This window comes from Nonomuraea sp. NPDC054003, from assembly GCF_055585125.1.
Genome location: NZ_JBVJKR010000024.1, coordinates 68,617 through 90,983 on the forward strand (window position 1 = coordinate 68,617; position 22,367 = coordinate 90,983).

Sequence of the window (22,367 nt, forward strand, 5' to 3'; positions counted from 1 at the left end):
CTCGGTCACTTCCTTGCCGGCATGGTGCCTGTAGGACCGGCACGGAGCCAAGTCGCCTCACCCACTCCATATGAGAGGGGAACATCAACTCGCGGATTGTTTCCCTCAAACGACCGCCGGCTCCCGCGTCCGCTCCCTCAGCGCCCGGACCGGGGCCTCGTTCTTGTACGGCTCCAGCCGCCTGCGCAGGTCGGCCATGTAGGTGCGGGAGCGGGCCGACTGCAGCTCGCTCCCCAGCGTCATGGCGCCGAGAGCCACCGAGCAGGCTTCCTCCAGCTCGCCGCACTGCAGCAGCCCGGCGGCCAGCAGCGACAGGTTGAACATGCGGCCGCGCACGAAGCGGCCGTCCATGTCGAGCGAGCGCCGCGCCTGTCGTACGGTGCGCTCGCCCTCCCCCAGGTCGCGGAAGCAGTGAGCGATCTTGGCCGACAGGTAGGCCTCGTCGAAGTAGCCCAGCCAGGGCGGCTCCCCGGCCGGCTTGCGGACGTCGAACGCACGCTCGGCCTCGTGCAGCGCGCCGCCGCAGGCGCGGGCGTCGCCCAGCCCGGCGTGCGCGTGCGCCTCCAGCACGTGGCTGGAGGCCAGCAGGGTGGCCACCCCGGCGCGGCGGGCCGAGAGCTGCGCGGCCCGCGCCAGGTCGAGCGCGTGCGCGTGCTGGCCCATGTAGACCGCCTGGTGCGCCATGCCCGCCAGGATCTCGCCGCCCAGGGCGTGGTCGTCGGAGCCCCTGGCCAGGCGCAGCGCCTGGATGAGGTAGCGCTGGGCGAGGCCGTGCTGCTCCAGGTCGTAGGCCATCCAGCCGGCCAGCCTGGTGAGCTCGGCGGCGGCCGCGGCCAGCTCGCGGCCGGTCTTGTCGCCGTACGAGCCGTCCTTGAGGAGCGGCGTCACCGCGGTGTCCAGATATCTCACGACAGACGAGCGCACGCGCCCGCTGCCGAACCGGTTGTCGAGCTCCCCGAACGAACGGGTGACCTCGTGGATGGCGGCGATGTCCGCACTGCCCACCCTGCGGGCGCCCGCCGCGCTGGGCCGCCCTTCCGGCGGGGAGGTGAGCCACCGCACCGCCCCTACGGAGCCCGCCCCGATCGCGAACGTCGAATCGAGCAGGAACCTCCGTCTCTCCACATCGGCCCGCCACAGCGCCGTCACGGTCGCGACCCCCTCCTGCCACGTGTGCGTGAACTCCTGCCCGAGATCGAGGGGCGTAGCGGCGGCGGGCATGCCCAGGTCATCAGCCGTGACGGGCCTGCCCAGCCGCTGTGCGAAGATCTCGGTCAGGAGCCCGGGCACCGGGTCCCGCGGCCGCTGGCCACCGATCCATCGGAGGACGGAGCTGTGGTCGTACTTGAGGCCGGGGGTGCCACGCGTGGCTCCCAGATCGTTGAGGCGCCTGGCCAGACCCTTGTGGGAAAAGCCCGCCTCCACGATGAGCTGCCGCAGCAGTCGATTGGGCTCGCGTTTCATCGCTCTCCTCCAGGCAGGAGCCGGCGCCCGCATCCTTACAGAGGGCTCTTGTTATAGCACGCTGGGTAAAGGATGTTTGAGGAATCCTTCACTCGCTGCCGACCCGGCGGGCTCCTGCCTGGAGAGAAAACGATCAGGCGCGGGCGACTCCGTCGGCCCTGGCCTGCGCGGCGACGGCGGCCGTGACCGCGGGGGCGACCCGCTCGTCGAACGGGCTCGGGATGACGTAGTCGGCGCTGAGGTCGTCGCCCACCACGCCCGCGAGCGCGTCGGCGGCGGCCACCTTCATGTTCTCGGTGATCGTGGTGGCCCGCACGTCGAGGGCGCCGCGGAAGACGCCGGGGAAGGCCAGCACGTTGTTGATCTGGTTGGGGAAGTCGGAGCGGCCGGTGGCCACGACCGCCGCGTGGCGGGCGGCGACGGCGGGCTCGACCTCGGGCGTCGGGTTGGACAGCGCGAACACGATGGCGCCGTCGGCCATGGCGGCGACCGCCCGCTCGGCGACGGTCGAGCCGGACAGGCCGACGAACACGTCCGCCCCTGCCAGCGCGTCCTCGGTGGACCCGGTGTGCTTGGCGCGGTTGGTCTCGCGGGCCAGGGCCTCCTTGACCGGGTTGAGCCCTTCGCGGCCGGAGTAGATCATGCCCTTGGAGTCGGCGACGGCGATGTCGCCGATGCCGGCCTCCAGCAGGATGCGGCTGACCGCGACGCCGGACGCCCCGGCCCCGGCCACCACGGCCCGCAGGTCGCCCAGCGAGCGGCCGGTCAGGCGGGCGGCGTTGCGCAGCGCGGCCAGCACCACGATCGCCGTGCCGTGCTGGTCGTCGTGGAAGACGGGGATGTCGAGCCGCTCGCGGAGTTGCTTCTCGACCTCGAAGCAGCGCGGCGCGCTGATGTCCTCGAGGTTGATGCCCCCGAACGAGGGCGCCAGCCGCACCACGGTCTCCACCAGCTCGTCGACGTCGGTGCAGGCGAGGCAGATGGGCACCGCGTCGACGCCGCCGAACTCCTTGAACAGCAGCGCCTTGCCCTCCATGACCGGCATGGCGGCCACGGGTCCGATGTCGCCCAGGCCGAGCACGGCGGTGCCGTCGCTGACGACGGCGACCACGTTGGAGATCCAGGTATAGGTGTCGGCCAGCGCGGGCGTCTCGGCGATGGCGCTGCAGACGCGTGCAACGCCGGGCGTGTAGGCGAGCGCCAGATCGTCGGCGTTGCGCACCGGAACGGTCGAGCGGACCTCAAGCTTCCCCCCGCGGTGCAGGGCGAAGGCCGGATCGGATTCGTGAGCGGATGTGATGGACACAGCGACCCCAGTAGTGGTTGTGACGGAAGAGACCTTGGGCAGACGGGCGGAGATGCCTGGCCTCGGTTCGCCAGGATCCCCTCGTCGATGCCTCGGAGGGGTACGGGGGTCACCCGTCGCTCCATAGTGACACATGCTGAGACGGGATCAGGTAGCCCCCCTGACGCCGCTTCGTTGACGCATCGTTAAAAGCCCGATGACTGACTGCAGCTAAACCCGCTCTAAACTGCACAAAGCTCAACCTTTCTCCGCATACCACTTCGAGGAGGCCTCCCCGTGGCCCTCTGGTCCATGAAGCGCCGAGGCATGGCCGCCGGCGCCCTTGCGTTGACCGCCACCCTGACCCTGTCCGCGTGCGGCAGCGACTCGGGAAGTTCCGGTACGACCTCCGCCAGCGCCTCCGCGGACGCCGGTGACGCGGCGGGCGGCGCCAAGCTGGTGCAGCCCGGCAAGCTGACGGTCTGCACCAACGTCCCCTACGAGCCGTTCCAGTTCAAGGAAGGCGACAAGATCGTCGGCTTCGACGTCGACATCGTGGACCTCGTCGCCAAGAAGCTCGGCGTCGAGCAGGAGATCGTCGACATCGACTTCGCGGTGATCAAGAGCGGCGCCGCCATGGCCACCAACAAGTGCGACCTGGCCGCCGCCGGCATGACCATCACCGAGGAGCGCAAGGCGAACATCACGTTCTCCGACCCGTACTTCGACGCCACCCAGGCCCTCCTGGCCAAGAAGGGCACCGGCGCCACGTCCCTGGAGGACGTCAAGGCCAAGGGTCTCAAGCTGGGCGCCCAGGCCAGCACGACCGGCCTCGACTACGTCAAGAAGAACGGGTTCGACCCGACCGAGTACGCCGACTCCCCCAAGGAGCTCCTCGCTCTGCAGGCCGGCCAGGCCGACGTGATCGTCCAGGACCTGCCCGTGGTGCTCACCTGGCTGAAGAAGCCGGAGATCGCGGAGAAGTTCGAGCTGATCGCCAGCCTCGACACCGGCGAGCAGTACGGGCTCGGCATGAAGAAGGACGCCGACCCGGTGCTGGTCAAGACCGTCAACGAGGAGCTCGCGGCGGCGAAGTCGGACGGCAGGTACGAAGAGATCTTCGTGAAGTGGTTCGACAAGAAGCCCGGCGAGCTGGGCTGATCCATGGCGGACCAGCCGAAGGCGGCTGAGCCGGCCCGGCGCCGGCTCAGCCCTCGCAAGAGGCAGCGCATCTTCCGCGGCGTCCAGTACGCCATCCTGGTCGCCGCCTTGGTCGCCCTCGCCCTTTACGCCGACTGGGCCAGCCTGGCCCAGAACTTCGCGCGGCTGGACATCGCCGAGCTGATGCTGCCCGACCTGTTCACGGTCGCGCTGCTCAACACGATGGTGTACGCGGTCGGCGGGTTTCTGTTCTCCTTCGTGTTCGGCCTGATCGTGGCGCTGATGCGGCTGTCCACGGTGGGCCCGTACCGGTGGCTGGCGACGCTCTACATCGAGATCTTCCGGGGCGTGCCCGCCCTGCTGGTCTTCCTGATGATCGTCTTCCTGCCGCTGGCGCTGCCAGGTTTCGCGGTGCCCTTCGGCACCTACGGCCAGGCCATTCTCGGCCTCGGCCTGGTCGGCACCGCCTACCAGGCGGAGATCTTCCGGGCGGGCCTGCAGGCGGTGCCCCGGGGGCAGACGGAGGCCGCCAGGTCGCTGGGCATGTCGGCGACCAGGGCCCAGTTCACCGTGGTGGTCCCGCAGGCCATCCGGATCGTCATCCCGCCGACCACCAACCAGTTCGTGGCCCTGCTCAAGGACTCCTCGCTGGTGCTCTTCCTGGGCGTTTCGGGCCAGTACGTCGATCTGACCAAGTTCGGCAACGACATGGCGTCCACCCACGCCAACGCCACGCCCATCCTGGTCGCCGGTCTGACGTACCTGATCGTCACGGTGCCGCTGGGCTACCTGGCGGGACGTCTGGAGAAGCGCAAGGGGACGAGCCGATGACGCACGCGATCGAGATCAGGGACCTGCACAAGCACTTCGGCCAGAACCAGGTGCTGCGCGGCATCGACATGACCGTCGAGCCCGGCCAGGTCGTCTGCGTCATCGGGCCGTCGGGCTCCGGCAAGTCGACGCTGCTGCGCTGCGTCAACCTGCTGGAGGAGCCCACCCGGGGCAAGGTCTTCGTCGACGGCGTCGAGGTGAACGACCCCGACGCCGACATCGACGCGGTACGACGCCGCATCGGCATGGTGTTCCAGCAGTTCAACCTGTTCCCGCACATGACGGCGCTGCAGAACGTGATGATCGCCCAGCAGCGGGTGCTGAAGCGCGGCAAGCGGGACGCCGAGAAGATCGCCAGGGAGAACCTGGAGAAGGTCGGCGTCGGCGAGAAGTGCGACTCCTTCCCCATCCAGCTCTCCGGCGGGCAGCAGCAGCGGGTGGCCATCGCCAGGGCGCTGGCCATGGACCCCGGCCTCATGCTGTTCGACGAGCCCACCTCCGCGCTCGACCCCGAGCTGGTCGGCGACGTGCTCGCGGTCATGCGCAAGCTGGCCGAGGAGGGCATGACCATGCTCGTGGTCACCCATGAGATGGGATTCGCCCGCCAGGTGGCCGACCGGGTGGTGTTCATGGACGGCGGCGTCATCGTCGAGGACGGCCCGCCCGCCCAGGTGATCGGCGATCCGCAGCACGAGCGGACCCGCACCTTCCTGGAACGCGTGCTGCACCCCGAGGAGTGACCGCTGGACGCCCGCGCGACCGGGCGTCCAGCACTTTTCGTGTAATACTCCCGCATGGACTTGACCTCTTACGCCGAGTGGGCGGTCCGTCTCGTCAACGACCCGGAACCGCCGCCCGGCCTGCGGGAGCTGCGGGCCGAGCTGGCCGCCGTGTTCGACGCCGCGGGCGCGGAGGAGCGACTGGTGGCCCTGCTCAACGACCTGCTCGTGCGCTACCCCGTACGGCCTCAGCTCACCGACCACGACGGCCGGGGCTGGCACCTGCACCTGGCCGGCCACACCGGCGCCGCCGCCGTGATGGGGCTCGCCTCGGTGGTGGCGGAGCTGGGCGCCGACCGGCTCGGCCGCTGCCTGGAGACGCGCTGCGACCGCGCCTTCCTCGACACCTCGTCCAACCGGTCGCGCCGCTACTGCTCGCCCCGCTGCGCCAGCAGGGCCAACGTCGCGGCCTACCGGGCGCGCCGCCGCGGCGGCCAGTAGCGCAGCACGACGCGGCCCACGAGCTCGGGGACCGCGCCGAAGTCCCAGCTGTCGCGGCGGCCGCTCGCGCGCTGGTTGTCGCTCTCCAGCCACCAGCCGTCGGCGCCGTGCCAGGCGGCCCGCTTGACGATCAGCCGCTCCGGCTCGCCGGGCAGCCGGGCCACCACGATGTCGCCCGGCCGGGGCGGCACCCGGCGGCACACCAGCAGCCAGTCTCCCGGCAGCAGCGCGGGCCGCATCGAGTCGCCCTCGACACGCACTCTCATGGGCCGCCACCCCTTTCTCCCCGGGGGTTCGGAGACGAGTAAGGTCGGTACGAGGACCAAGCTCATTCGGCATCTAGGAAGGACTTTCTGATGCTCGCACGACTGCTACGACCCAAGCATGTCGCTTCCGCGCACTGCGACCTGCCCTGCGGCGTCTATGACCCGGCACAGGCCCGGATCGAGGCGGAGTCAGTGAAGGCGATCATGGAAAAGTACGCGGCGAACGAGGACCCGGTCTTCCGCGCCCGTGCCATCACCATCAAGGAGGAGCGCGCGGAGCTGGTCAAGCACCACCTCTGGGTGCTCTGGACCGACTACTTCAAGCCGCCGCACCTGGAGCAGTACCCCCAGCTCCACCAGCTCTTCTGGGACGCCACCAAGCTGGCCGGCGCCGCCGGGGCCAAGGGCACCGTCGACGTCGCCAAGGGCGAGGAGCTCCTCGGCAAGATCGACGAGATCTCCAAGATCTTCTGGGAGACCAAGGCCGCCTAAACCGGCCTAAAGGCTCTGTGCGGCCTTCAGGCCGCACAGAGCCTTTTCCGTTGAGGGCGAGTCTGAATCCGCCAAGCAGCTCCTTCTGGCGGTAAGTTGCAGTCAGCGTCGTATACGCGAGGAGGAACGTGACCGAGGACACCGAGACGCGCGCGACAGGTGAGGCCGCCATCCGCGACGTGGTGAGCATCAGGCTCCCCGCCGACAGCGCCTACCTGTCTGTGTTGCGTACGGCCACAGCCGGCCTGGCCGCCCGGCTGGATTTCACGCTGGACGAGATCGAGGATCTGCGGATCGCGGTCGACGAGGCGTGCGCCATGCTGCTCAACGAGGCGGTGCCGGGCACCGACCTGACCGCCGAGTTCGAGCTCACCGGGCAGGAGATGCAGGTCCGCGTCGAGGTGGCGACCGTCGGGAGCTCCGCACCGAAACGCGATGACTTCGCCTGGATGGTGCTGACGGCCCTCGCCGACGACGTCGACGCGGTGACCGACGCGGCCGATCGCATGGCGATCATCCTGCGTAAGCGCCGAGGCGCGGCGAGGCCGGCGTGACGGAAAGGACTGGAGCCATGGCCGCCAGCGACCACGCCGTGCCCGACCGGGTCCGTGCTCGCATGCTGTTCGCCGAGCTGTCCGAGCTGGGCCCCGACGAGCCGCGCCGGCAACGCATCAGGGACGAGTTGGTCGAGCTCCACCTTCCCCTGGTCGAATACCTGGCCCGCCGCTTCCGCAACCGAGGTGAGTGGCTCGACGACCTCACCCAGGTCGCCACCATCGGGCTGATCAAGTCCATCGACCGCTTCGACCTCAACCGCGGCGTCGAGTTCTCCACGTACGCGACGCCCACCATCGTCGGCGAGATCAAGCGTCACTTCCGCGACAAGGGCTGGGCGGTCCGGGTGCCGCGCCGCCTGCAGGAGCTGAAGCTCTCGCTCACGAAGGCCATCAGCGAGCTGTCGCAGCGCGAGGGGCGCGCCCCCACCGTCGCGGAGCTGGCCGCCTTCCTGAAGATGACCGAGGAGGAGGTGCTGGAGGGTCTTGAGTCGGCCAACGCCTACTCGACGGTCTCCCTCGACGCGCCCGACTCCGGCGACGACGACGCCCCCGCGGTGTCCGACTCGCTCGGCATCGTGGACGAGTCGCTCGAAGGCGTCGAATACCGCGAGTCGCTCAAACCGCTGCTCGAACGGCTGCCGCCGCGCGAGAAGCGCATCCTGCTGCTGCGGTTCTTCGGCAACATGACCCAGTCGCAGATCGCCACCGAGCTCGGCATCTCGCAGATGCACGTGTCGCGGCTGCTCGCCCGCACCCTCGCCCAGCTCCGCGAGGGCCTGACGGCCGACGACTAGGCGTCGTCGCCGAAGAACGCGTGAGTGGTGGGAGGCGCCAGCAACATGCCCAGCCCGGCGAGGGCGACCGCGATCAGCGGGATCCCGAGCGCGGGCTGGTCTGACTGGATGAGCGTCACGGCGACCGGCAACAGGAAGATCTGGGCCACCACGCCGGGGGCCCTCCCCCAGCGCTGGCCGGCCAGCAGCCCGCCCCATGCCACCCAGAGCAGCCCGGCGCCGATCAGCACCCCGAACGCGGCCTCGGCCAGCGCGGCCGTCAGGTCGGACGCCCCGCCGAGCACGGTCCCGACCGCGGCGTAAACTCCCAGGCCCAGCGCGACCAGCCCCTCAAGGGCGACGATCACGGCTGCCATCACCAAACTCCACGGACGCTTCCCCACACCCGAACCCTATCCGCCCCGGCCGCCTTACTTTCCCTGCGCGACCACCTTAAAAAAGGATGTTCACGACAAGCCGGACATCCATCAGCGGCTACCCTGGCCTCATGCGCGCGATGCTCCTGGTCAACCCCAAGGCCACCACCACCAACGCCCGCACGCGCAACGTGCTGCTCCGCGCGCTCGGCGCGGCCGTCGAGCTGGCCGTCGAGGAGACGGCCTACCGCGGCCACGCGGCCACGCTGGCCGCCACCGCCCGCGCCAAGGGCTACGACATGGTGGTCGTGCTGGGCGGCGACGGCACCATCAACGAGACCGTGAACGGTCTGCTCAACCCGGTCAACGGCGCCCCCGAGCCGCTCGGCGACGACCCGAGCATGAGCCGCCCCGCGCTCGCCGTCATCCCCGGCGGCAGCGCCAACGTGTTCGCCCGCGCACTCGGGCTGCCCAACAACCCGGTGGAGGCCACCGGCGCGGTGCTGGAGGCGCTGCGCGAGGGCCGCCGGCGCACCGTGGGGCTGGGGCAGGCGCTGTGGGAGGGCGAGAGCCGCTATTTCACCTTCTGCTCGGGCCTGGGCTACGACGCCGAGGTCATCAGGGCCGTGGAGGGCCTGCGCGGCACCGGCCGCAAGGCCACGCCCGCCCGCTACGTGAACACCGCGCTGCGCCACTACCTCGCCACCGACAAGCGGCGTCCGGCGATGACGCTGACCGGCCCCGGCATCCCCAGGGCCAGGGGCGTGTTCATGGCGATCGTCTCCAACACCTCACCGTGGACGTACCTCGGCAGCAGGCCCGTCCAGCCCACTCCGTGGGCGGGCTTCGAGACCGGGCTCGACCTGCTCGGGCTGCGCCGGATGGGCGTCATGGCCCTGCTGCCGGTGATCCGCCACATCCTCACGCAACGTGACAGCCTTCCGTCGGGCAAGCACCTCGTGCAGCTGCACGACGAGGCCGAGTTCACGCTCACCGCTGACCGTCCCGTGGCCTTTCAACTGGACGGAGACTATTTGGGGGAACGTGAGGCCGTGACCTTCCGTGCTACACCGAACGCGTTACAAGTTCTGGTCTAGCTGGTTACATTCGGTCATGGTGTGACGCATACGACAGCCATTACGGGGAAAACTTGGGTGTTGCCCTCTTGCGTGCACTCTCCGTGGCTGAAAAGCTCATAGTGACGTCGGAACGTAGGACCTTTAGCCAAAACCCCTGGTCCTCCGGCGTATGCGGGCAGCCCCGGCTCCACCACAAGGTGCCGGGGAATTGTTCGCACGCCTTAGTGAAACTCTTCACAAAGTAGTAGCCGCACCGGAGCCGACCGCAGGCTCCATCTACTAAGGAGTGGACGCATGGACTGGCGACACCGAGCCGCCTGCCGTGACGTGGACCCCGAGCTGTTCTTCCCGATCGGGAACACCGGACCGGCACTCATGCAGATCGAGGAAGCCAAAGAGGTCTGCCGTTCCTGTTCGGCCGTGGAAGCCTGCCTCAAGTGGGCGCTGGAGTCCGGTCAGGACGCCGGTGTGTGGGGCGGCCTCAGTGAGGACGAGCGTCGCGCGCTCAAGCGACGCACCGCTCGGGCCCGCGCCCGTGCAACCGCCTGACCGACATCGACGCAGAAGGCAGGAACCCGCCTGAAAACCGCGACGAGCCGACCAGCCTGGCACGATACCGTGTCCGCCAGGACCGCGCCGCGTCCCCGATAGCCAGGGGACGCGGCGTTCAGGCTTTCTGACGGTCTCCCGCGGGCAGCGGGATGGAGAGCGTCGCTTCCGTGCCGCCGCCTTCGCGCGGTCTCACCGAGAGCTTGCCCGACAGCTCCCCCTCGACGAGCGTGCGGACGATCTGCAGCCCGAGGCTGGTCGAGCTGTCGAGGTCGAACCCCTCGGGCAGGCCCCTGCCGTCGTCCCAGACGACGACACGCAGCCGCTCGGGGCCCGACTCCACCACCACCTGCAGCCGCTCGGGCCGGCCGTGCTGGAGCGCGTTCTGCATCAGCTCGGTCAGGGCCATGGCCAGCGGCGTGGCGATGAGCGAGGGCAGCACGCCGAACGCCCCCAGCCGGCGCGGCGTGACCCCGGCCTCCGGCGCCGACACCTCCCCCGCCATCGCGATCACACGGTCGGCGATCTCGTCGAAGTCGACGAACTCCTCCGGCGCGTGCGAGAGGGTCTCGTGCACGATCGCGATCGAGCCGACCCGCCGCACCGCCTCCTCCAGCGCCTCCCGGCCCTCCGGCACCTGCAGCCGCCTGGCCTGCAGCCTGAGCAGGGCGGCGACGGTCTGCAGGTTGTTCTTGACCCGGTGGTGGATCTCGCGGATGGTGGCGTCCTTGGTCATCAGCTCGCGCTCGCGCCGCCGCAGCTCGGTGACGTCGCGGATGAGCACCAGCGCGCCGATGCGGCCGCCGCCGACGATCAGCGGGATCGCGCGCAGCTGCACGATCGTGCCGCCGGACTCGACCTCGGTCTCCTTGGCGGCCCGCCCGCTGGCCACGATCATCAGGTCTTCGTTGATCGGCTCATCGGAGTAGCACAAGGTGGCGGTGACCCGGCCCAGCTCGACGCCCACCAGGTCGGCGTGCAGGCCGAGCCGCCGGTAGGCCGACAGCGCGTTCGGGGACGCGTACGTGACCCGGCCGGCCCGGTCGAGCCGCAGCAGGCCGTCGCCGACGCGCGGCGAGCGCACCAGGATGGGCTCCTCGCCGGAGAACGGGAAGCGGCCCTCCGCCACCATCTGCGCCAGGTCGGAGGCGCTCTGCAGGTAGGTCAGCTCCAGCCGCGACGGGGTGCGGGCGGACGACAGGTTGGTGGAGCGCTGGATGACGGCCAGGAACCGGGCGTCGCCGCCGGGGACGGCCCGTCGCACCGGGATGGTCTCCTCCCGCACCGGGACGCCCGTCGACCAGTCGGGGTCGCCCTCGCGGCAGATGCGCCGCTCGCTCCAGGCGGTGTCGATCAGCGGGCGCTCGCCCCTGGCCACGACGCTGCCGACGACGTCGTCGTGGTAGACGGTGGGGCCGGTGGTGGGCCGCATCTGGGCGATCGCGATCCAGCCGTCCTCCCCCAGCAGCGGCGCCCACAGGATGAGGTCGGCGAACGACAGGTCCGCCAGCAGCTGCCAGTCGGAGACCAGCGAGTGCAGCCAGTCGAGGTCCGCCCCGTCGAGCGCGGTGTGGCGGACGACGAGGTCGCTGAGAGTCGGCACGACTGCATCATGCGTGGTTTCCCGCCGAACATCCAAACCGGCGCCCTGGCCGTACGCGCTCAGAGGACGGCCAGTGATAACCATCACATCACCGGCGGGGGCAGGAGACGAAAGGCACGTCTCCCGTACGACTGCGTACCTGCGCGAACAGGAAGGACGCGATCCTCGGTTGCCACGCCGCCCACGGCTGTGGATATCCTTCACCATCAGCCTGAGCTGCCCGTACGGGCGCGCGGCAGGGCAGGTGAGCGGGTCTGCGCGGAGCAGAGAGCCGGGGCACCGGCGCGCTGCCCTCGCGCGCGGTTGACCGTGAGGGCAGATCTGGGTTCCGATGATCTAGCGGTGATCCGACACGCCCTCACCGCCGTGGCAGAAGTGAAGGTGAGAGCGTGACAGACGAAGGCCCTCGCGTACCGAAGTACTACGACGTGAAGCGGAGCCTGCTCGAGCTCACGAAGTCGCTCCAGCCGGGCACCGCGCTGCCCCCCGAGCGGACTCTCGCGGTGCGCTTCGAGACCTCCCGCACCACGGTCAGGCAGGCGCTGACCGAGCTGGTCGTCGAAGGACGGCTGCTGCGCATCCAGGGCAAGGGCACGTTCGTCGCGCAGCCCAAGGTGGCCCAGGTGCTGCAGCTCACCTCGTACATCGGAGACCTGCGCACGGCGGGGCTGGAGCCCGACACGAAGATCCTGGAGATGGGCTACATCACCGCCGACGAGCCGCTGGCGCGGCGGCTGGCGATCAACCCGGGCGGCCGCGTGCTGCGCATCCACCGCCTGCGGCTGGCCAACGGCGAGCCCGTCTCGGTCGACACCACCCACCTGTCGGCGCGGCGCTTCCCGCGCCTGCGCCGCGAACTGGAGGTGCACTCCTCGCTGTACGAGACGCTGCACAACGCCTACACCGTGCGGCTGACCGACGCCGAGGAGATCATCGAGACCGTGCTGGCCACCCCGTACGACGCCAAGCTGCTCGGCGTGGACGTGGGCCTGCCCATGCTGCTGCTCACCCGCCACGCCTTCGACGCCGACGGCAACCCGGTGGAGTGGGCGCAGTCGCTCTACCGCGGCGACCGCTACAAGTTCGTCACCCGCCTGCGCCGTCCCTGAGTCGCGCCCCTCTACGCTGGGCCGATGAGCGTCATCGTGGTCACCGGCACCGGCTCGGGCGTGGGCAAGACGGTGGTGTGCGCGGCCCTGGCGGCGCTGGCCCGCACGCGCGGGGCGAGCGCGGCGGTGGTCAAGCCCGCGCAGACCGGCGTGCGGCCCGGCGAGCGCGGCGACCTGGACGAGGTCATCAGGCTGTCCGGGGTGCCGACCACGTTCGAGCTGGCCCGTTTCGAGCAGCCGCTGTCGCCGGCGGCGGCGGCGCGGGCGGCCGGGGTGCCGCCGGTGTCGCTCGCGCAGGCCGCCCTGCGGATCAGGGAGCTGGCCGAGAGCAGCCGGCTGGTGGTCGTGGAGGGCACGGGCGGGCTGCTGGTGCGCTTCGACGAGGACGGCGCGACGATCGCCGACCTGGCCAGGCTGCTGGGCGCGCAGGTGCTGGTCGTGACGGGGGCGGGCTGCGGCACGCTCAACCACGCGGCGCTCACCCTGGAGGCGCTCGCGCACCGCGGGCTGGACCTGGCCGGGGTGGTCATCGGCGGGTGGCCCGCCGAGCCCGGCGTGATCGAGCGGAGCAACGTGGCCGACCTGGAGATGCTGGCGGCGCGGCCGCTGGCGGGCGCGCTGCCGGAGGGCGCCGGGCTGCTCGACGCCGGCGCCTTCGCGGCGGTGGCGCGGCGCGGGCTGGCCGTGACGCTGGGCGGCGCCTTCGACCCCGCCGCGTTCCGCGACTCGTACCACGTCTAGGATTGCCGGAACGGCAAGTCACGTTGCGGGAGTGGCCATGACGGAAGCGATCGAGGACGTCCTGACCCAGGTCGGCCCCCGGCTCAAGCGGCTGCGCGCCGAGCACGGCCTGACCCTCACCGGGCTGGCCGAGGCCACCGGCATCTCCACCAGCACGCTGTCGCGCCTGGAGTCGGGGCAGCGCCGGCCCACGCTGGAGCTGCTGCTGCCCATCGCCCAGGCCTACCAGGTGCCGCTGCAGGAGCTGGTGGGCGCGCCCGAGGTCGGCGACCCGCGCATCCGCCCCACCCCACGGCGGCTCAACGGCATGACCGTGCTGCCGCTGACCCGCCAGCCGGGGCCCCTGCAGGCGTTCAAGATGATCATCCCGCACCGGGGCGGCACACCCGAGCCGCAGACCCACGAGGGCTACGAATGGCTCTACGTGCTGTCCGGACGGCTGCGCCTGGTGCTGGCCGACCGCGACCTGGTGCTGAAGGCCGGGGAGGCGGCCGAGTTCGACACGCGGCTGCCCCACTGGTTCGGCTCCGCCGACGAGGAGCCCGTCGAGGTCCTGAGCCTCTTCGGCCGGCAGGGCGAGCGCATGCACGTCCGGGCCAGGCCGAAGTCGCGCACCTGACCGGGGGTGGGGCTAACCCCACCCCGTACCCGGACGACAAACCCATGTCCAGCGGACCTTCCACCTCAATACGGTGGATTCCATGAAGGTCCCCCGTCCCTGGTCGGCCAGGGCCTGGCTGGACACCGCGCAAGTGATCACCGGGCTGCCCGTCGCCTGCCTGCTCGCCGCGGCGACGCTCCCGCTGGCCCTGTTCCCCGCCGCGCTCCGCCACGCCCTGCCCTGGCTCACCGGGGTGCAGCGCTCCAGGTTCGCGGCGTTCCAGGGGGCGCGCATCCCGCCGGTCCCGGTGGCGTCCGGCTGGCGCACGCTGAGCCTGTGGCGGCAGGTGGGCTACCACGCGCTGTCGCCGCTCGTGAGCTTCCCCGCGGCCGTCCTGGTGTCGCTGGCCTGGGGGGCGGGCCTCGTGGGCGTGCTGGCCTTCCTGGGGCCGCTGTCCAGCCCGCCGCCCATGGTCTTCACGCCCGACCTGCGCGACCCCGCGGTGGCGGTCGTCTACGCGCTGGCCGGCGTCGTCCTGCTGGTGCTGGCGCCGCTGCTGGCCCGCGTCATGGCCGCGCTGGACCTGGCGATCGCCCGCGCGCTGCTCGGCCCCAGCCGCAAGGAGCTGGACGAGCGGATCGAGACGCTGACCGAGAGCCGCGCGGGCGTGATCGACGCCGCGGACGCCGAGCGGCGCCGCATCGAGCGCGACCTGCACGACGGCGCCCAGCAGCGGCTGGTGTCGCTCGCGATGAACCTCGGCATCGCCCGCGCCACGCTGACCGACCTTCCCGACCCCGCGCGCCAGGCCATCGAGCAGGCGCACGAGGAGGCCAAGCAGGCGCTCAGGGAGCTGCGCGACCTCGTCCGCGGCCTGCACCCCGCGGTGCTCAACGACCAGGGCCTGGACGCGGCGCTCTCCGGCGTGGCCGCGCGGGCCCCCATCCCGGTGCGGCTGGAGGTCGGCATCGACCGCCGCGTCTCCCCGACGATCGAGGCGGTGGCGTTCTTCACCGTGTCCGAGGCACTGACCAACATCGCCAAGCACGCCGCGGCCACCCGGGCCGAGGTGACCGTGCGGCGCGAGCGCGACCGGCTGCGCCTGCTGGTGTACGACGACGGCTGCGGAGGCGCGACGATGGACCGGGGCACCGGGCTGCGCGGCCTGGCCCAGCGGGTCGAGTCCGTCGACGGCACGCTGCGGCTGAGCAGCCCGCTGGGCGGGCCGACGACGATCGAGGTGGAACTACCGTGCGCATAGTGCTCGCCGAGGACTCCGTACTGCTGCGCGAAGGGCTGATCCGGCTGCTGGAGGGCTCGGGCATGCGGGTGGTCGCGGCCGTGGCCGAGGCCGAAGGGCTGCTGCGGGCCGCCGAGGAGCACCGGCCCGACCTCGTGCTCACCGACGTCCGCATGCCGCCCACGCACACCGACGAGGGGCTGCGGGCCGCGCTGGTGCTGCGCCGCCAGCGGCCGGCGCTCGCCGTCCTGGTGCTGTCGCAGTACGTGGAGGAGCGCTACGCCGCCCAGCTGCTGTCGTCCGCCACGGGCGGCGTCGGCTACCTCCTGAAGGACCGGGTGGCTGACGTCGCCGAGTTCGTCGACGCGCTGCGCAGGGTCGCGGCCGGCGGCACCGCGCTCGACCCGGAGGTGGTGGCCCAGCTCCTGCTGCGCGGCCACAGCGACCCGCTGGACCGGCTGACACCCCGCGAGTACGAGGTGCTCCAGCTGATGGCGGAGGGCCGCTCCAACGCGGGCATCGGGCAGGCGCTGGTGCTCAGCGAGGGCGCGGTGGGCAAGCACATCGGCAACATCTTCGCCAAGCTCGACCTGCCCCCCGCCGAGGGCGACCACCGGCGAGTGCTGGCCGTGCTCCAGTTCCTCAAGATCAGGAGCTTGCCGTGAGGCGGCTCTGGCTGGTCCTGGGCGCGACCCTGACGGTGGTCGCGCTGGCCGTCTCCACCAACCTCGTCTGGCAGGCCGTCGCCGACCCCAGCCCGCCCACCGAGCTGACGTGGCGGTCCATCCCGTTCCGGGGCGGCGCGCTGACGATCGAGGCCGGCGACGACATCCACGTGCACATCCAGGCGGGCCGGGCCGGTTCCGTCGGGGTGGGGCGCCAGCTGATGTGGACCGGGCGGAAGCCCACGGTGAGCGAGGAGTGGGCTGACAACGCGCTCCGCCTCGACGGCGGCTGCCCCGGCGACCACCTCCCCGGTCAGCCGGACTGCCTGGTCAACTACCAGCTGTTCGTCCCACCGGAGACCGACATCGAGGCGACCACGAGCGCCTCGCTGAGCGTCAGCGGCATCCACGGCGACGTCAGCCTCACCTCCGCCTGGGGACTCGTCGACGCCGACGACCTGACCGGTGACCTGCGGCTGCGCAGCGAGACCGGCGACATCGACGCCGCACGCCTGCGCGGCGGCGTGGTGGACGCCGAGACCGGCACCGGCACGGTGCGGCTGTCGTTCGACACTCCCCCGGCCGACGTGCGCGCCGTGGTCAGGGCCGTCGGCGACATCGGGATGGACCTGCCAGAAGGCGACTACGACGTGACCGCCAGCGCCCCCGAGACGGACGTCGAGAGCCGCGTCGACCCGTCCTCGTCACGCAAGGTGCGCGCCACGACCCGCGACGGCGTCATCCACATCTGCTGCTGACCTCCTCCTTGAAGGCTGTTTACTCATGTGACTCATTGGTAAGTTCCGGGCTATGGAGTCTGCGAAGCACGCCGGTGACGCCGCCGTCGCCGTGTCCAAGGCCTATGGTGTCGAGACCATGTTCACCCTCTCGGGAGGACATGTCTTCCCCCTGTACGACGGCGCCCAGCACGAGGGCATGCGCATCCTCGACGTGCGCCACGAACAGAGCGCGGTGTTCGCCGCGGAGGCCACCGCCCGCCTGACGAGGAAGCCCGGCCTGGCGGTGCTCACCGCGGGCCCCGGCATCACCAACGGCGTCAGCGGCGTGGCCACGGCCCACTTCAACGGCTCGCCGGTGGTCGTCATGGGCGGGCGGGCCCCCCAGTCCCGCTGGGGCAGCGGCGCCCTGCAGGAGATGGACCACCCACCGCTGCTGGCCCCGATCACCAAGCTGGCGTTCACCTCCTCCGGCCCCGAGTCGACCGGCCAGGACGTCGAGATGGCCTTCCGCACGGCCGTGGCGCCGCACCGGGGGCCCGTCTTCCTCGACTTCTACATGGACCACCTGTTCTCGCCGTCGCCGGTGCACGAGCCGCAGACGCAGACGCCCTCGCCGCTGGAGCCCGACCCCGACGACCTGCGCGCCATCGCCCGGCTGCTGGCCGAGGCCGAGCGCCCGGTCCTGGTGTACGGGTCCGACGTGTGGATGGACCGGGCCGAGGAGGCCGCCCGCGACTTCGCCGAGGCGTGGCGGCTGCCGGTCATCCCCAACGGCCAGGGCCGCGGCATCCTGCCGGCCGGCCACGAGCTGCTCGTCACCCGCGCCCGCGGCCAGGCGTTCGCCAAGGCCGATCTGGTCGTCGTGATCGGCACCCCGCTCGACTTCCGGCTCGGCTACGGCTGGTTCGGCGGCAAGGACGGCGCGCCGCTGGCCAAGGTGGTGCACATCACCGACGCCCCGTCCCACCTGGTCACCCACATGTCCCCGGCCGCCTCCACCGCCGGCGACCTGTCCGTGGTGCTGTGGAGCCTCGGCGACGCCTGCGGCGAGGCGGGCGTCAAGCCCTCCCGCTACGCCGCCTGGCTGTCCACGCTCGCCGACACCGCCTCCGCGGCCATCGCCGGCGACGCCGAACTGCTGGCCGCCGACACCGACCCGATCCATCCCATGCGCATCTACGGCGAGCTGGGCAAGGTCCTCGCCGACGACGCGGTGGTCATCGGCGACGGCGGCGATTTCGTCTCCTACGCCGGCAAGTACGTCGAGCCCCGGCAGCCGGGCAACTGGCTCGACCCCGGCCCGTACGGCTGCCTCGGCACCGGGCTCGGCTACGCCATCGCCGCCCGCCTGGCCCGCCCGTCCTCCCAGGTGGTGTTGCTGCTCGGCGACGGCGCCGCGGGCTTCTCGCTGATGGACGTCGACACGCTCGTACGGCACCGCCTGCCGGTCGTCATGATCTGCGGCAACAACGGCATCTGGGGCCTGGAGAAGCACCCGATGCAGCTGCTCTACGGCTACGACGTGGCGGCCGAGCTGCAGCCGCAGTGTCGCTACGACCAGGTGGTGACGGCGCTGGGCGGCGGCGGCGAGCTGGTCACCCACCCGTCGGAGATCGGGCCCGCGCTGCGCCGCGCGTTCGACTCCGGCATCCCGTACATGGTGAACATCGCCACCGACCCGGAGATCGCCTACCCGCGCAACACCACGGGGGTGTGAGGGCCTATCAGTTCTTGGGGACCGGCGTGACCGTGGGGCTCGGAGTGGACGAGGCGCAGGGGTCGATCGGGATGAGGACGACCTTGACCACCTTCCCCACGATGAGCTCCTCCCCGCCGTCCGGCCAGCTCTGCGCGACCTTCAGGCACTCCTCCTTGACCTTGCCGCCGGTCTGGTCGTCGGCGAAGATCTTGAACCCGGAGGCGCTGAGCATGGACTTCGCCTGCGGATACGGCAGGTCGACCACGTAGGGCACGGGCTTCTTGGGCTTGGGAGCCGTCGGGGTGGTAGAGGGCGTCTTGGACGGCGTCGCCGTAGGGGTCGCCGTGGGAGTGGGGGACTGCGACGGCTTCGTCTCCTCGGGCGTCGGCGTCGTCTCCGGGCGGACCGGCGTCTCCGTCGTCGGAGTGGGCCTGGGCTTGGGCGGCTTCGTGGTGGTCTTGGCGGGGGTCGGCTCGTCGGTGACCTCGGCCGGCTGGCTGATCGCCGCCTTGTCCGGGTCGGGGGTCGGCACCGTCTCGCCGCTCATGTTGGTCAGCGCGACCGCGCCCGCGCCCACCCCGACCACCAGGGCCGCGGCCAGGGCGGCCACCAGACCGCCCCGGCGGGGCGCCTTGGCGGCGGCGCGGCGGCTCTGCCGCGGCCCCGCCACCGTGGTCGCCTCGGGGGCCTGCATGGCGCCCGTCTGATAGGACGCCACCGGCGGGGGCATGGTGGCGCCCGTCGACGGCATGGACGGCTGGGCGGGCGGCAACTGGCCGGCGGCGATCATGCGCGCCGCCTCGCTCATCGCCCGGGCGCTCGGGAAGCGCCGCGCGGGGTCCTTGGACAGCGCCTGCTCCACCAGCGCGCGCACCGGCGGCGGGATGTCGGGAGGCAGCGGCGGAGGCGCCTCCCTGATGTGCTTGAGCGCGATCGTGACGGGGCTGTCGCCGTCGAACGGCCGCTGCCCTGCCAGGCACTCGTAGGCGACCACGCCGAGCGCGTAGATGTCGACCGCGGGTGTGACCGGGGCGCCCTCGGCCTGCTCGGGCGCGCAGTAGGCGGCGGTGCCGAGCACCATGCCGGCGTCGGTGAGCCGGTTGCCCAGGTCGGAGCGGGCGATCCCGAAGTCGGTGAGCACGAGCGTGCCGTCGCGCTGCACGAGCAGGTTGCCCGGCTTCACGTCGCGGTGCACGATGCCCTGGTCGTGGACGGCCTGCAGGGCGGACGCGGCCTGCGCGATCAGCTCCATGGCCGGCTGGGGGGCGATCCGGCCCAGGCGGGTGAGCAGCCGGTCGAGCGGCTCGCCGTCGACGAACTTCATCACCAGGTAGACGGTGTCGCCGCTCACGCCGTAGTCGTAGACGTCGACGACCCCGGAGTGGTTGATCGTGGCCATCGCCCTGGCCTCGGCCTGGAAACGGGCCAGGAACCCGGGGTCTTGCATGCGGCCCGGAAGCAGCACCTTTACGGCGACGGTCCGGGCCAGGACGGTGTCCTCGCCGCGCCAGACCTCGCCCATGCCGCCCGCGCCGATGCGGGTATCCAGACGATACCGCCCGGCCAGCGTCGTCCCTTGGGCCACCATGACTTCCCCCGCTACCCCTCTACCTCTCGAACCTCGCCCACCCCAGGGTTCTCCAACAAAGCGGACTTGTGTCGCGGTGAGGTAACACAGAGGTCACGGAACTTCGAGAGAGTACGACTCACCCTTCTCACACGCCACACAAATGCCATAAGCCGTACAAACCCTATCCTGCGGCCTCGGGGTCATGCTTGTCCCCGTTTTGCACCAGATCTCGATGCCCGTAGTCGACTACTAGGCTTGGACACATGACGCTCGCTCCAGGTCTGCGCGCCCAGCTGATGATCATGGTCGAGGTGGAGGACACCGCGACGAAGATCGGCAGCGGCGACGTGCCCGTGCTCGCCACACCGCGCCTGCTGGCCCTCGCCGAGCAGGCCACCGTGCGGGCCGTCTTCGACCACCTGGAGCCGGGCCAGACCTCCGTGGGCACCCGCGCCGAGCTGGAGCACCTGGCGGCCAGCCCGGTCGGCACCCACGTCGAGATCGAGACCGAGCTGACCGCGGTCGACGGCAGGCGGCTGACCTTCGGCTTCCTCGCCCGCGACAGGCACGCGGTCGTCGCCCGCGGCACGATCGAGCGGGTCGTGGTCGACCGCGACAGGTTCATGAGCCGCGTCACTCGATGACGGCGATCAGGTCGCCTTCCTGGATCACGTCGCCCTCGGCCACCTTCAGCCGGACCACCACGCCGTCGTCCTCGGCGAGCACCGGGATCTCCATCTTCATCGACTCGAGAATGACCAGCGTGTCGCCGTCGGAGACCGCATCGCCCTCCTTGACGACCACCTTCCAGACGTTCGCCACCATCTCCGCACGGACCTCAGCCACCGCGACTCCCTTCGAGGAAATGATCCAACAATGTCACGCGGGCCTGCCGCCGCGCATCCGCGCCACCAGACCCGTGTCGTAGTCACCCTTGACGAACTCGCGGTGCTCCAGCAGCTCCGCGCAGAACGCCAGGTTGTTCTTGGGACCCTCGACGGTGAAGCTCGCCACCGCCTTGCGGGCCCGCTCCAGCGCCTCGGTACGGGTCGGCGCGTGCACGCACAGCTTGGCCATGAGCGGGTCGTAGAACGGGGTCACCGTGTCACCGGCCGCGTAGCCGGAGTCGACCCGCACCCCGTCGCCGGTCGGCTCGTCCCACACGGTGATCGTGCCGGGCCCGGGGAAGAAGCGCTTCGGGTCCTCGGCGTAGACGCGGAACTCGATCGCGTGCCCGGCCGTCGCCGTCGTCACCTCGGGACACTCCCCCGCCGCGACCCGCAGCTGCAGCTCCACCAGGTCGAGCCCGGTGACCAGCTCGGTGACCGGATGCTCCACCTGGAGCCGGGTGTTCATCTCCAGGAAGACGAAGTCCTGCGCGTCGGCGTCGACCAGGCACTCGACGGTGCCGGCGCCGAGGTAGCCGACCGCCTCCCCGGCCCGCACGGCCGCCGCGAGCATGCGCTCGCGCAGCTCGGGGGTCAGCCCGGGTGACGGCGACTCCTCCACCACCTTCTGGTGGCGGCGCTGCACCGAGCAGTCGCGCTCGCCCAGCGCCACGACCTTGCCGCCGGGCAGGCCCAGGATCTGCACCTCGACGTGGCGGGCCCGCTCGATGTAGCGCTCCAGCAGGATGGCCGGCCCGGCCGGCGCGTCGCCCGTGGCGAACCGCGCGGCCGCCCTGGACGCCTGCTCGAACGCCTTGGCCAGCTCCCTCTCGTCGCGCGCCACGCTCATGCCGATCCCGCCGCCGCCCCCGGCGGTCTTGACCATCACCGGGTAGCCGATGCTCCGGGCGGCCTCCAGCGCCAGGTCGAGGTCGGTGGCGGGCTCGCGGGTGCCGGCCGCGACCGGCACGCCGGCCGCCTCCATCAGGTTACGCGCGTTGATCTTGTCGCCCATCCGGTCGATCGCCTCGGGCGACGGCCCGACCCAGACCAGCCCGGCGTCGATCACGGCCTGCGCGAACCGGGCGTTCTCCGCCAGGAACCCGTAACCGGGGTGGACGGCGCGGGCTCCGGTCGCCCTGGCCGCCTCCAGCACCTTGGCCGTGTCGAGATAGCTCTGCGCGGGCGCGGCCGGGCCGATCAGCACCGCCTCGTCGGCCTCACGCACGAACGGCAACCCCGCGTCCGCCTCCGAGTGGACCGCCACCGCCCGCAGCCCCAGCCGCTTGACGGTACGGATGATCCGGCGGGCGATCTCTCCCCGGTTGGCGACCAGAACAGGCCCCAGCGACTCAGTCAGCACGGAGCAACCCTACGGCTCCCGCACCCCTGATCCCTTTCCCTCGACACCACCGATCCGGACAACCGGTTCTGTAGGATTCCTACAATGGTGAGCTC

General features: G+C 71.2%; 25 protein-coding genes. 17 read left to right on the forward strand and 8 right to left on the reverse strand.

The features are described from left to right. Positions 1 to 105 precede the first annotated feature (105 nt). Positions 106 to 1,464, reverse strand: a complete 1,359-nt coding sequence (locus ACZ6YG_RS41650) for a hypothetical protein (protein WP_466020987.1) — start codon at positions 1,462 to 1,464, stop codon at positions 106 to 108. 133 nt (positions 1,465 to 1,597) lie between these two features. Beyond that, the gene (locus tag ACZ6YG_RS41655) at positions 1,598 to 2,770 is read right to left on the reverse strand and encodes an NAD(P)-dependent malic enzyme (RefSeq protein WP_466020988.1); all 1,173 of its coding nucleotides are present in this window, start codon (positions 2,768 to 2,770) and stop codon (positions 1,598 to 1,600) included. Between the two features lie 291 nt (positions 2,771 to 3,061). Here ACZ6YG_RS41655 and ACZ6YG_RS41660 point away from each other — a divergent pair, with 291 nt between their 5' ends. Genes ACZ6YG_RS41660 through ACZ6YG_RS41675 form a run of 4 tightly spaced genes read left to right on the forward strand, consistent with a single transcriptional unit; the run spans position 3,062 to position 5,961 of the window. After that, positions 3,062 to 3,910, forward strand: coding sequence for an ABC transporter substrate-binding protein (locus ACZ6YG_RS41660; protein WP_466020989.1), 849 nt, complete (start codon positions 3,062 to 3,064; stop codon positions 3,908 to 3,910). A 3-nt stretch (positions 3,911 to 3,913) separates the two neighbouring features. Then, the gene (locus ACZ6YG_RS41665; protein ID WP_148029352.1) at positions 3,914 to 4,741 is read left to right on the forward strand and encodes an amino acid ABC transporter permease; all 828 of its coding nucleotides are present in this window, start codon (positions 3,914 to 3,916) and stop codon (positions 4,739 to 4,741) included. Next, positions 4,738 to 5,481 (forward strand): amino acid ABC transporter ATP-binding protein, encoded by a 744-nt coding sequence (locus tag ACZ6YG_RS41670; protein ID WP_271276584.1) that lies wholly within the window; start codon positions 4,738 to 4,740, stop codon positions 5,479 to 5,481. Before ACZ6YG_RS41665 ends, ACZ6YG_RS41670 begins: the two co-directional genes overlap by 4 nt. Before the next feature lie 54 nt (positions 5,482 to 5,535). Further along, entirely contained in the window at positions 5,536 to 5,961 is a 426-nt protein-coding gene (locus ACZ6YG_RS41675; protein WP_148029350.1) for a CGNR zinc finger domain-containing protein, read from the forward strand. On the opposite strand, the gene ACZ6YG_RS41680 is transcribed toward ACZ6YG_RS41675, so the two are convergent. Further along, a complete protein-coding gene (locus ACZ6YG_RS41680; RefSeq protein WP_148029349.1) occupies positions 5,931 to 6,227 on the reverse strand; it encodes a S24 family peptidase in 297 nt (98 codons plus the stop codon). The genes ACZ6YG_RS41675 and ACZ6YG_RS41680 overlap by 31 nt on opposite strands. Positions 6,228 to 6,317: 90 nt before the next feature. On the opposite strand from ACZ6YG_RS41680, the gene sodN reads away from it, so the two are divergent. From sodN to ACZ6YG_RS41695, 3 genes are all read left to right on the forward strand, one after another. Next, positions 6,318 to 6,719, forward strand: a complete 402-nt coding sequence (sodN, locus tag ACZ6YG_RS41685) for a superoxide dismutase, Ni (RefSeq protein ID WP_148029348.1) — start codon at positions 6,318 to 6,320, stop codon at positions 6,717 to 6,719. A gap of 128 nt (positions 6,720 to 6,847) precedes the next feature. Then, positions 6,848 to 7,273, forward strand: a complete 426-nt coding sequence (locus ACZ6YG_RS41690) for an ATP-binding protein (RefSeq protein ID WP_148029347.1) — start codon at positions 6,848 to 6,850, stop codon at positions 7,271 to 7,273. Positions 7,274 to 7,290: 17 nt separating this feature from the next. Continuing rightward, positions 7,291 to 8,070 carry an RNA polymerase sigma factor SigF gene (locus ACZ6YG_RS41695; protein WP_187280956.1) on the forward strand — a complete coding sequence of 260 codons (780 nt, stop codon included), beginning with the start codon at positions 7,291 to 7,293 and terminating at the stop codon, positions 8,068 to 8,070. Here the strand turns inward: ACZ6YG_RS41695 and ACZ6YG_RS41700 are convergent. Next, positions 8,067 to 8,426 (reverse strand): hypothetical protein, encoded by a 360-nt coding sequence (locus ACZ6YG_RS41700; protein WP_246640839.1) that lies wholly within the window; start codon positions 8,424 to 8,426, stop codon positions 8,067 to 8,069. The two genes, ACZ6YG_RS41695 and ACZ6YG_RS41700, sit on opposite strands and share 4 nt — an antisense overlap. 131 nt (positions 8,427 to 8,557) lie before the next feature. Between ACZ6YG_RS41700 and ACZ6YG_RS41705 the strand changes: the two genes are divergently transcribed. Both ACZ6YG_RS41705 and ACZ6YG_RS41710 read left to right on the forward strand, forming a co-directional pair. Next, on the forward strand, positions 8,558 to 9,523 hold the full coding sequence (locus ACZ6YG_RS41705) for a diacylglycerol/lipid kinase family protein (RefSeq protein WP_148029345.1): 966 nt from the start codon (positions 8,558 to 8,560) through the stop codon (positions 9,521 to 9,523). Between the two features lie 276 nt (positions 9,524 to 9,799). Continuing rightward, positions 9,800 to 10,054, forward strand: coding sequence for a WhiB family transcriptional regulator (locus ACZ6YG_RS41710; RefSeq protein WP_148029344.1), 255 nt, complete (start codon positions 9,800 to 9,802; stop codon positions 10,052 to 10,054). A 118-nt stretch (positions 10,055 to 10,172) separates the two neighbouring features. Here ACZ6YG_RS41710 and ACZ6YG_RS41715 read toward each other — a convergent pair whose 3' ends face one another. Continuing rightward, positions 10,173 to 11,657: a PAS domain-containing sensor histidine kinase gene (locus tag ACZ6YG_RS41715; RefSeq protein WP_148029343.1), complete on the reverse strand. Its 1,485-nt coding sequence runs from the start codon at positions 11,655 to 11,657 to the stop codon at positions 10,173 to 10,175. Between the two features lie 389 nt (positions 11,658 to 12,046). Between ACZ6YG_RS41715 and ACZ6YG_RS41720 the strand changes: the two genes are divergently transcribed. The 7 genes from ACZ6YG_RS41720 (at position 12,047) to ACZ6YG_RS41750 (ending at position 18,470) form a co-directional block, all read left to right on the forward strand. Beyond that, complete coding sequence (locus ACZ6YG_RS41720; protein WP_148029342.1) at positions 12,047 to 12,766, forward strand: GntR family transcriptional regulator; 720 nt, start codon at positions 12,047 to 12,049, stop codon at positions 12,764 to 12,766. Positions 12,767 to 12,790: 24 nt separating this feature from the next. Continuing rightward, the gene (gene bioD, locus ACZ6YG_RS41725; RefSeq protein WP_466020990.1) at positions 12,791 to 13,507 is read left to right on the forward strand and encodes a dethiobiotin synthase; all 717 of its coding nucleotides are present in this window, start codon (positions 12,791 to 12,793) and stop codon (positions 13,505 to 13,507) included. Between the two features lie 37 nt (positions 13,508 to 13,544). Then, positions 13,545 to 14,126, forward strand: a complete 582-nt coding sequence (locus tag ACZ6YG_RS41730; protein ID WP_466020991.1) for a helix-turn-helix domain-containing protein — start codon at positions 13,545 to 13,547, stop codon at positions 14,124 to 14,126. An 82-nt stretch (positions 14,127 to 14,208) separates the two neighbouring features. Further along, positions 14,209 to 15,369 (forward strand): sensor histidine kinase, encoded by a 1,161-nt coding sequence (locus ACZ6YG_RS41735; RefSeq protein WP_466020992.1) that lies wholly within the window; start codon positions 14,209 to 14,211, stop codon positions 15,367 to 15,369. Next, a complete protein-coding gene (locus ACZ6YG_RS41740; protein ID WP_148029338.1) occupies positions 15,360 to 16,013 on the forward strand; it encodes a response regulator transcription factor in 654 nt (217 codons plus the stop codon). Before ACZ6YG_RS41735 ends, ACZ6YG_RS41740 begins: the two co-directional genes overlap by 10 nt. Continuing rightward, the gene (locus ACZ6YG_RS41745) at positions 16,010 to 16,771 is read left to right on the forward strand and encodes a DUF4097 family beta strand repeat-containing protein (RefSeq protein WP_148029337.1); all 762 of its coding nucleotides are present in this window, start codon (positions 16,010 to 16,012) and stop codon (positions 16,769 to 16,771) included. Before ACZ6YG_RS41740 ends, ACZ6YG_RS41745 begins: the two co-directional genes overlap by 4 nt. A gap of 52 nt (positions 16,772 to 16,823) precedes the next feature. Further along, positions 16,824 to 18,470: an acetolactate synthase gene (locus tag ACZ6YG_RS41750; RefSeq protein WP_148029336.1), complete on the forward strand. Its 1,647-nt coding sequence runs from the start codon at positions 16,824 to 16,826 to the stop codon at positions 18,468 to 18,470. 7 nt (positions 18,471 to 18,477) lie between these two features. On the opposite strand, the gene ACZ6YG_RS41755 is transcribed toward ACZ6YG_RS41750, so the two are convergent. Further along, positions 18,478 to 20,040 (reverse strand): serine/threonine protein kinase, encoded by a 1,563-nt coding sequence (locus tag ACZ6YG_RS41755; protein WP_466020993.1) that lies wholly within the window; start codon positions 20,038 to 20,040, stop codon positions 18,478 to 18,480. 245 nt (positions 20,041 to 20,285) lie between these two features. Between ACZ6YG_RS41755 and ACZ6YG_RS41760 the strand changes: the two genes are divergently transcribed. After that, on the forward strand, positions 20,286 to 20,666 hold the full coding sequence (locus ACZ6YG_RS41760; protein WP_187280954.1) for a thioesterase family protein: 381 nt from the start codon (positions 20,286 to 20,288) through the stop codon (positions 20,664 to 20,666). On the opposite strand, the gene ACZ6YG_RS41765 is transcribed toward ACZ6YG_RS41760, so the two are convergent. Further along, positions 20,656 to 20,868: a biotin/lipoyl-binding carrier protein gene (locus ACZ6YG_RS41765; RefSeq protein WP_148029334.1), complete on the reverse strand. Its 213-nt coding sequence runs from the start codon at positions 20,866 to 20,868 to the stop codon at positions 20,656 to 20,658. The two genes, ACZ6YG_RS41760 and ACZ6YG_RS41765, sit on opposite strands and share 11 nt — an antisense overlap. A 33-nt stretch (positions 20,869 to 20,901) precedes the next feature. Beyond that, entirely contained in the window at positions 20,902 to 22,272 is a 1,371-nt protein-coding gene (locus ACZ6YG_RS41770) for an acetyl-CoA carboxylase biotin carboxylase subunit (RefSeq protein ID WP_466020994.1), read from the reverse strand. Positions 22,273 to 22,367 lie beyond the last annotated feature (95 nt).

Bases quoted from the DNA above. Each gene is read 5' to 3' on its own strand.
- ACZ6YG_RS41650 (WP_466020987.1), bottom strand. From the start codon at position 1,464: ATGAAACGCGAGCCCAATCGACTGCTGCGGCAGCTCATCGTGGAGGCG.
- ACZ6YG_RS41660 (WP_466020989.1), top strand. From the start codon at position 3,062: ATGAAGCGCCGAGGCATGGCCGCCGGCGCCCTTGCGTTGACCGCCACC.
- ACZ6YG_RS41665 (WP_148029352.1), top strand. From the start codon at position 3,914: ATGGCGGACCAGCCGAAGGCGGCTGAGCCGGCCCGGCGCCGGCTCAGC.
- ACZ6YG_RS41670 (WP_271276584.1), top strand. From the start codon at position 4,738: ATGACGCACGCGATCGAGATCAGGGACCTGCACAAGCACTTCGGCCAG.
- ACZ6YG_RS41675 (WP_148029350.1), top strand. From the start codon at position 5,536: ATGGACTTGACCTCTTACGCCGAGTGGGCGGTCCGTCTCGTCAACGAC.
- ACZ6YG_RS41680 (WP_148029349.1), bottom strand. From the start codon at position 6,227: ATGAGAGTGCGTGTCGAGGGCGACTCGATGCGGCCCGCGCTGCTGCCG.
- sodN (WP_148029348.1), top strand. From the start codon at position 6,318: ATGCTCGCACGACTGCTACGACCCAAGCATGTCGCTTCCGCGCACTGC.
- ACZ6YG_RS41695 (WP_187280956.1), top strand. From the start codon at position 7,291: ATGGCCGCCAGCGACCACGCCGTGCCCGACCGGGTCCGTGCTCGCATG.
- ACZ6YG_RS41700 (WP_246640839.1), bottom strand. From the start codon at position 8,426: ATGGCAGCCGTGATCGTCGCCCTTGAGGGGCTGGTCGCGCTGGGCCTG.
- ACZ6YG_RS41705 (WP_148029345.1), top strand. From the start codon at position 8,558: ATGCGCGCGATGCTCCTGGTCAACCCCAAGGCCACCACCACCAACGCC.
- ACZ6YG_RS41710 (WP_148029344.1), top strand. From the start codon at position 9,800: ATGGACTGGCGACACCGAGCCGCCTGCCGTGACGTGGACCCCGAGCTG.
- bioD (WP_466020990.1), top strand. From the start codon at position 12,791: ATGAGCGTCATCGTGGTCACCGGCACCGGCTCGGGCGTGGGCAAGACG.
- ACZ6YG_RS41730 (WP_466020991.1), top strand. From the start codon at position 13,545: ATGACGGAAGCGATCGAGGACGTCCTGACCCAGGTCGGCCCCCGGCTC.
- ACZ6YG_RS41735 (WP_466020992.1), top strand. From the start codon at position 14,209: ATGAAGGTCCCCCGTCCCTGGTCGGCCAGGGCCTGGCTGGACACCGCG.
- ACZ6YG_RS41750 (WP_148029336.1), top strand. From the start codon at position 16,824: ATGGAGTCTGCGAAGCACGCCGGTGACGCCGCCGTCGCCGTGTCCAAG.
- ACZ6YG_RS41755 (WP_466020993.1), bottom strand. From the start codon at position 20,040: ATGGTGGCCCAAGGGACGACGCTGGCCGGGCGGTATCGTCTGGATACC.
- ACZ6YG_RS41760 (WP_187280954.1), top strand. From the start codon at position 20,286: ATGACGCTCGCTCCAGGTCTGCGCGCCCAGCTGATGATCATGGTCGAG.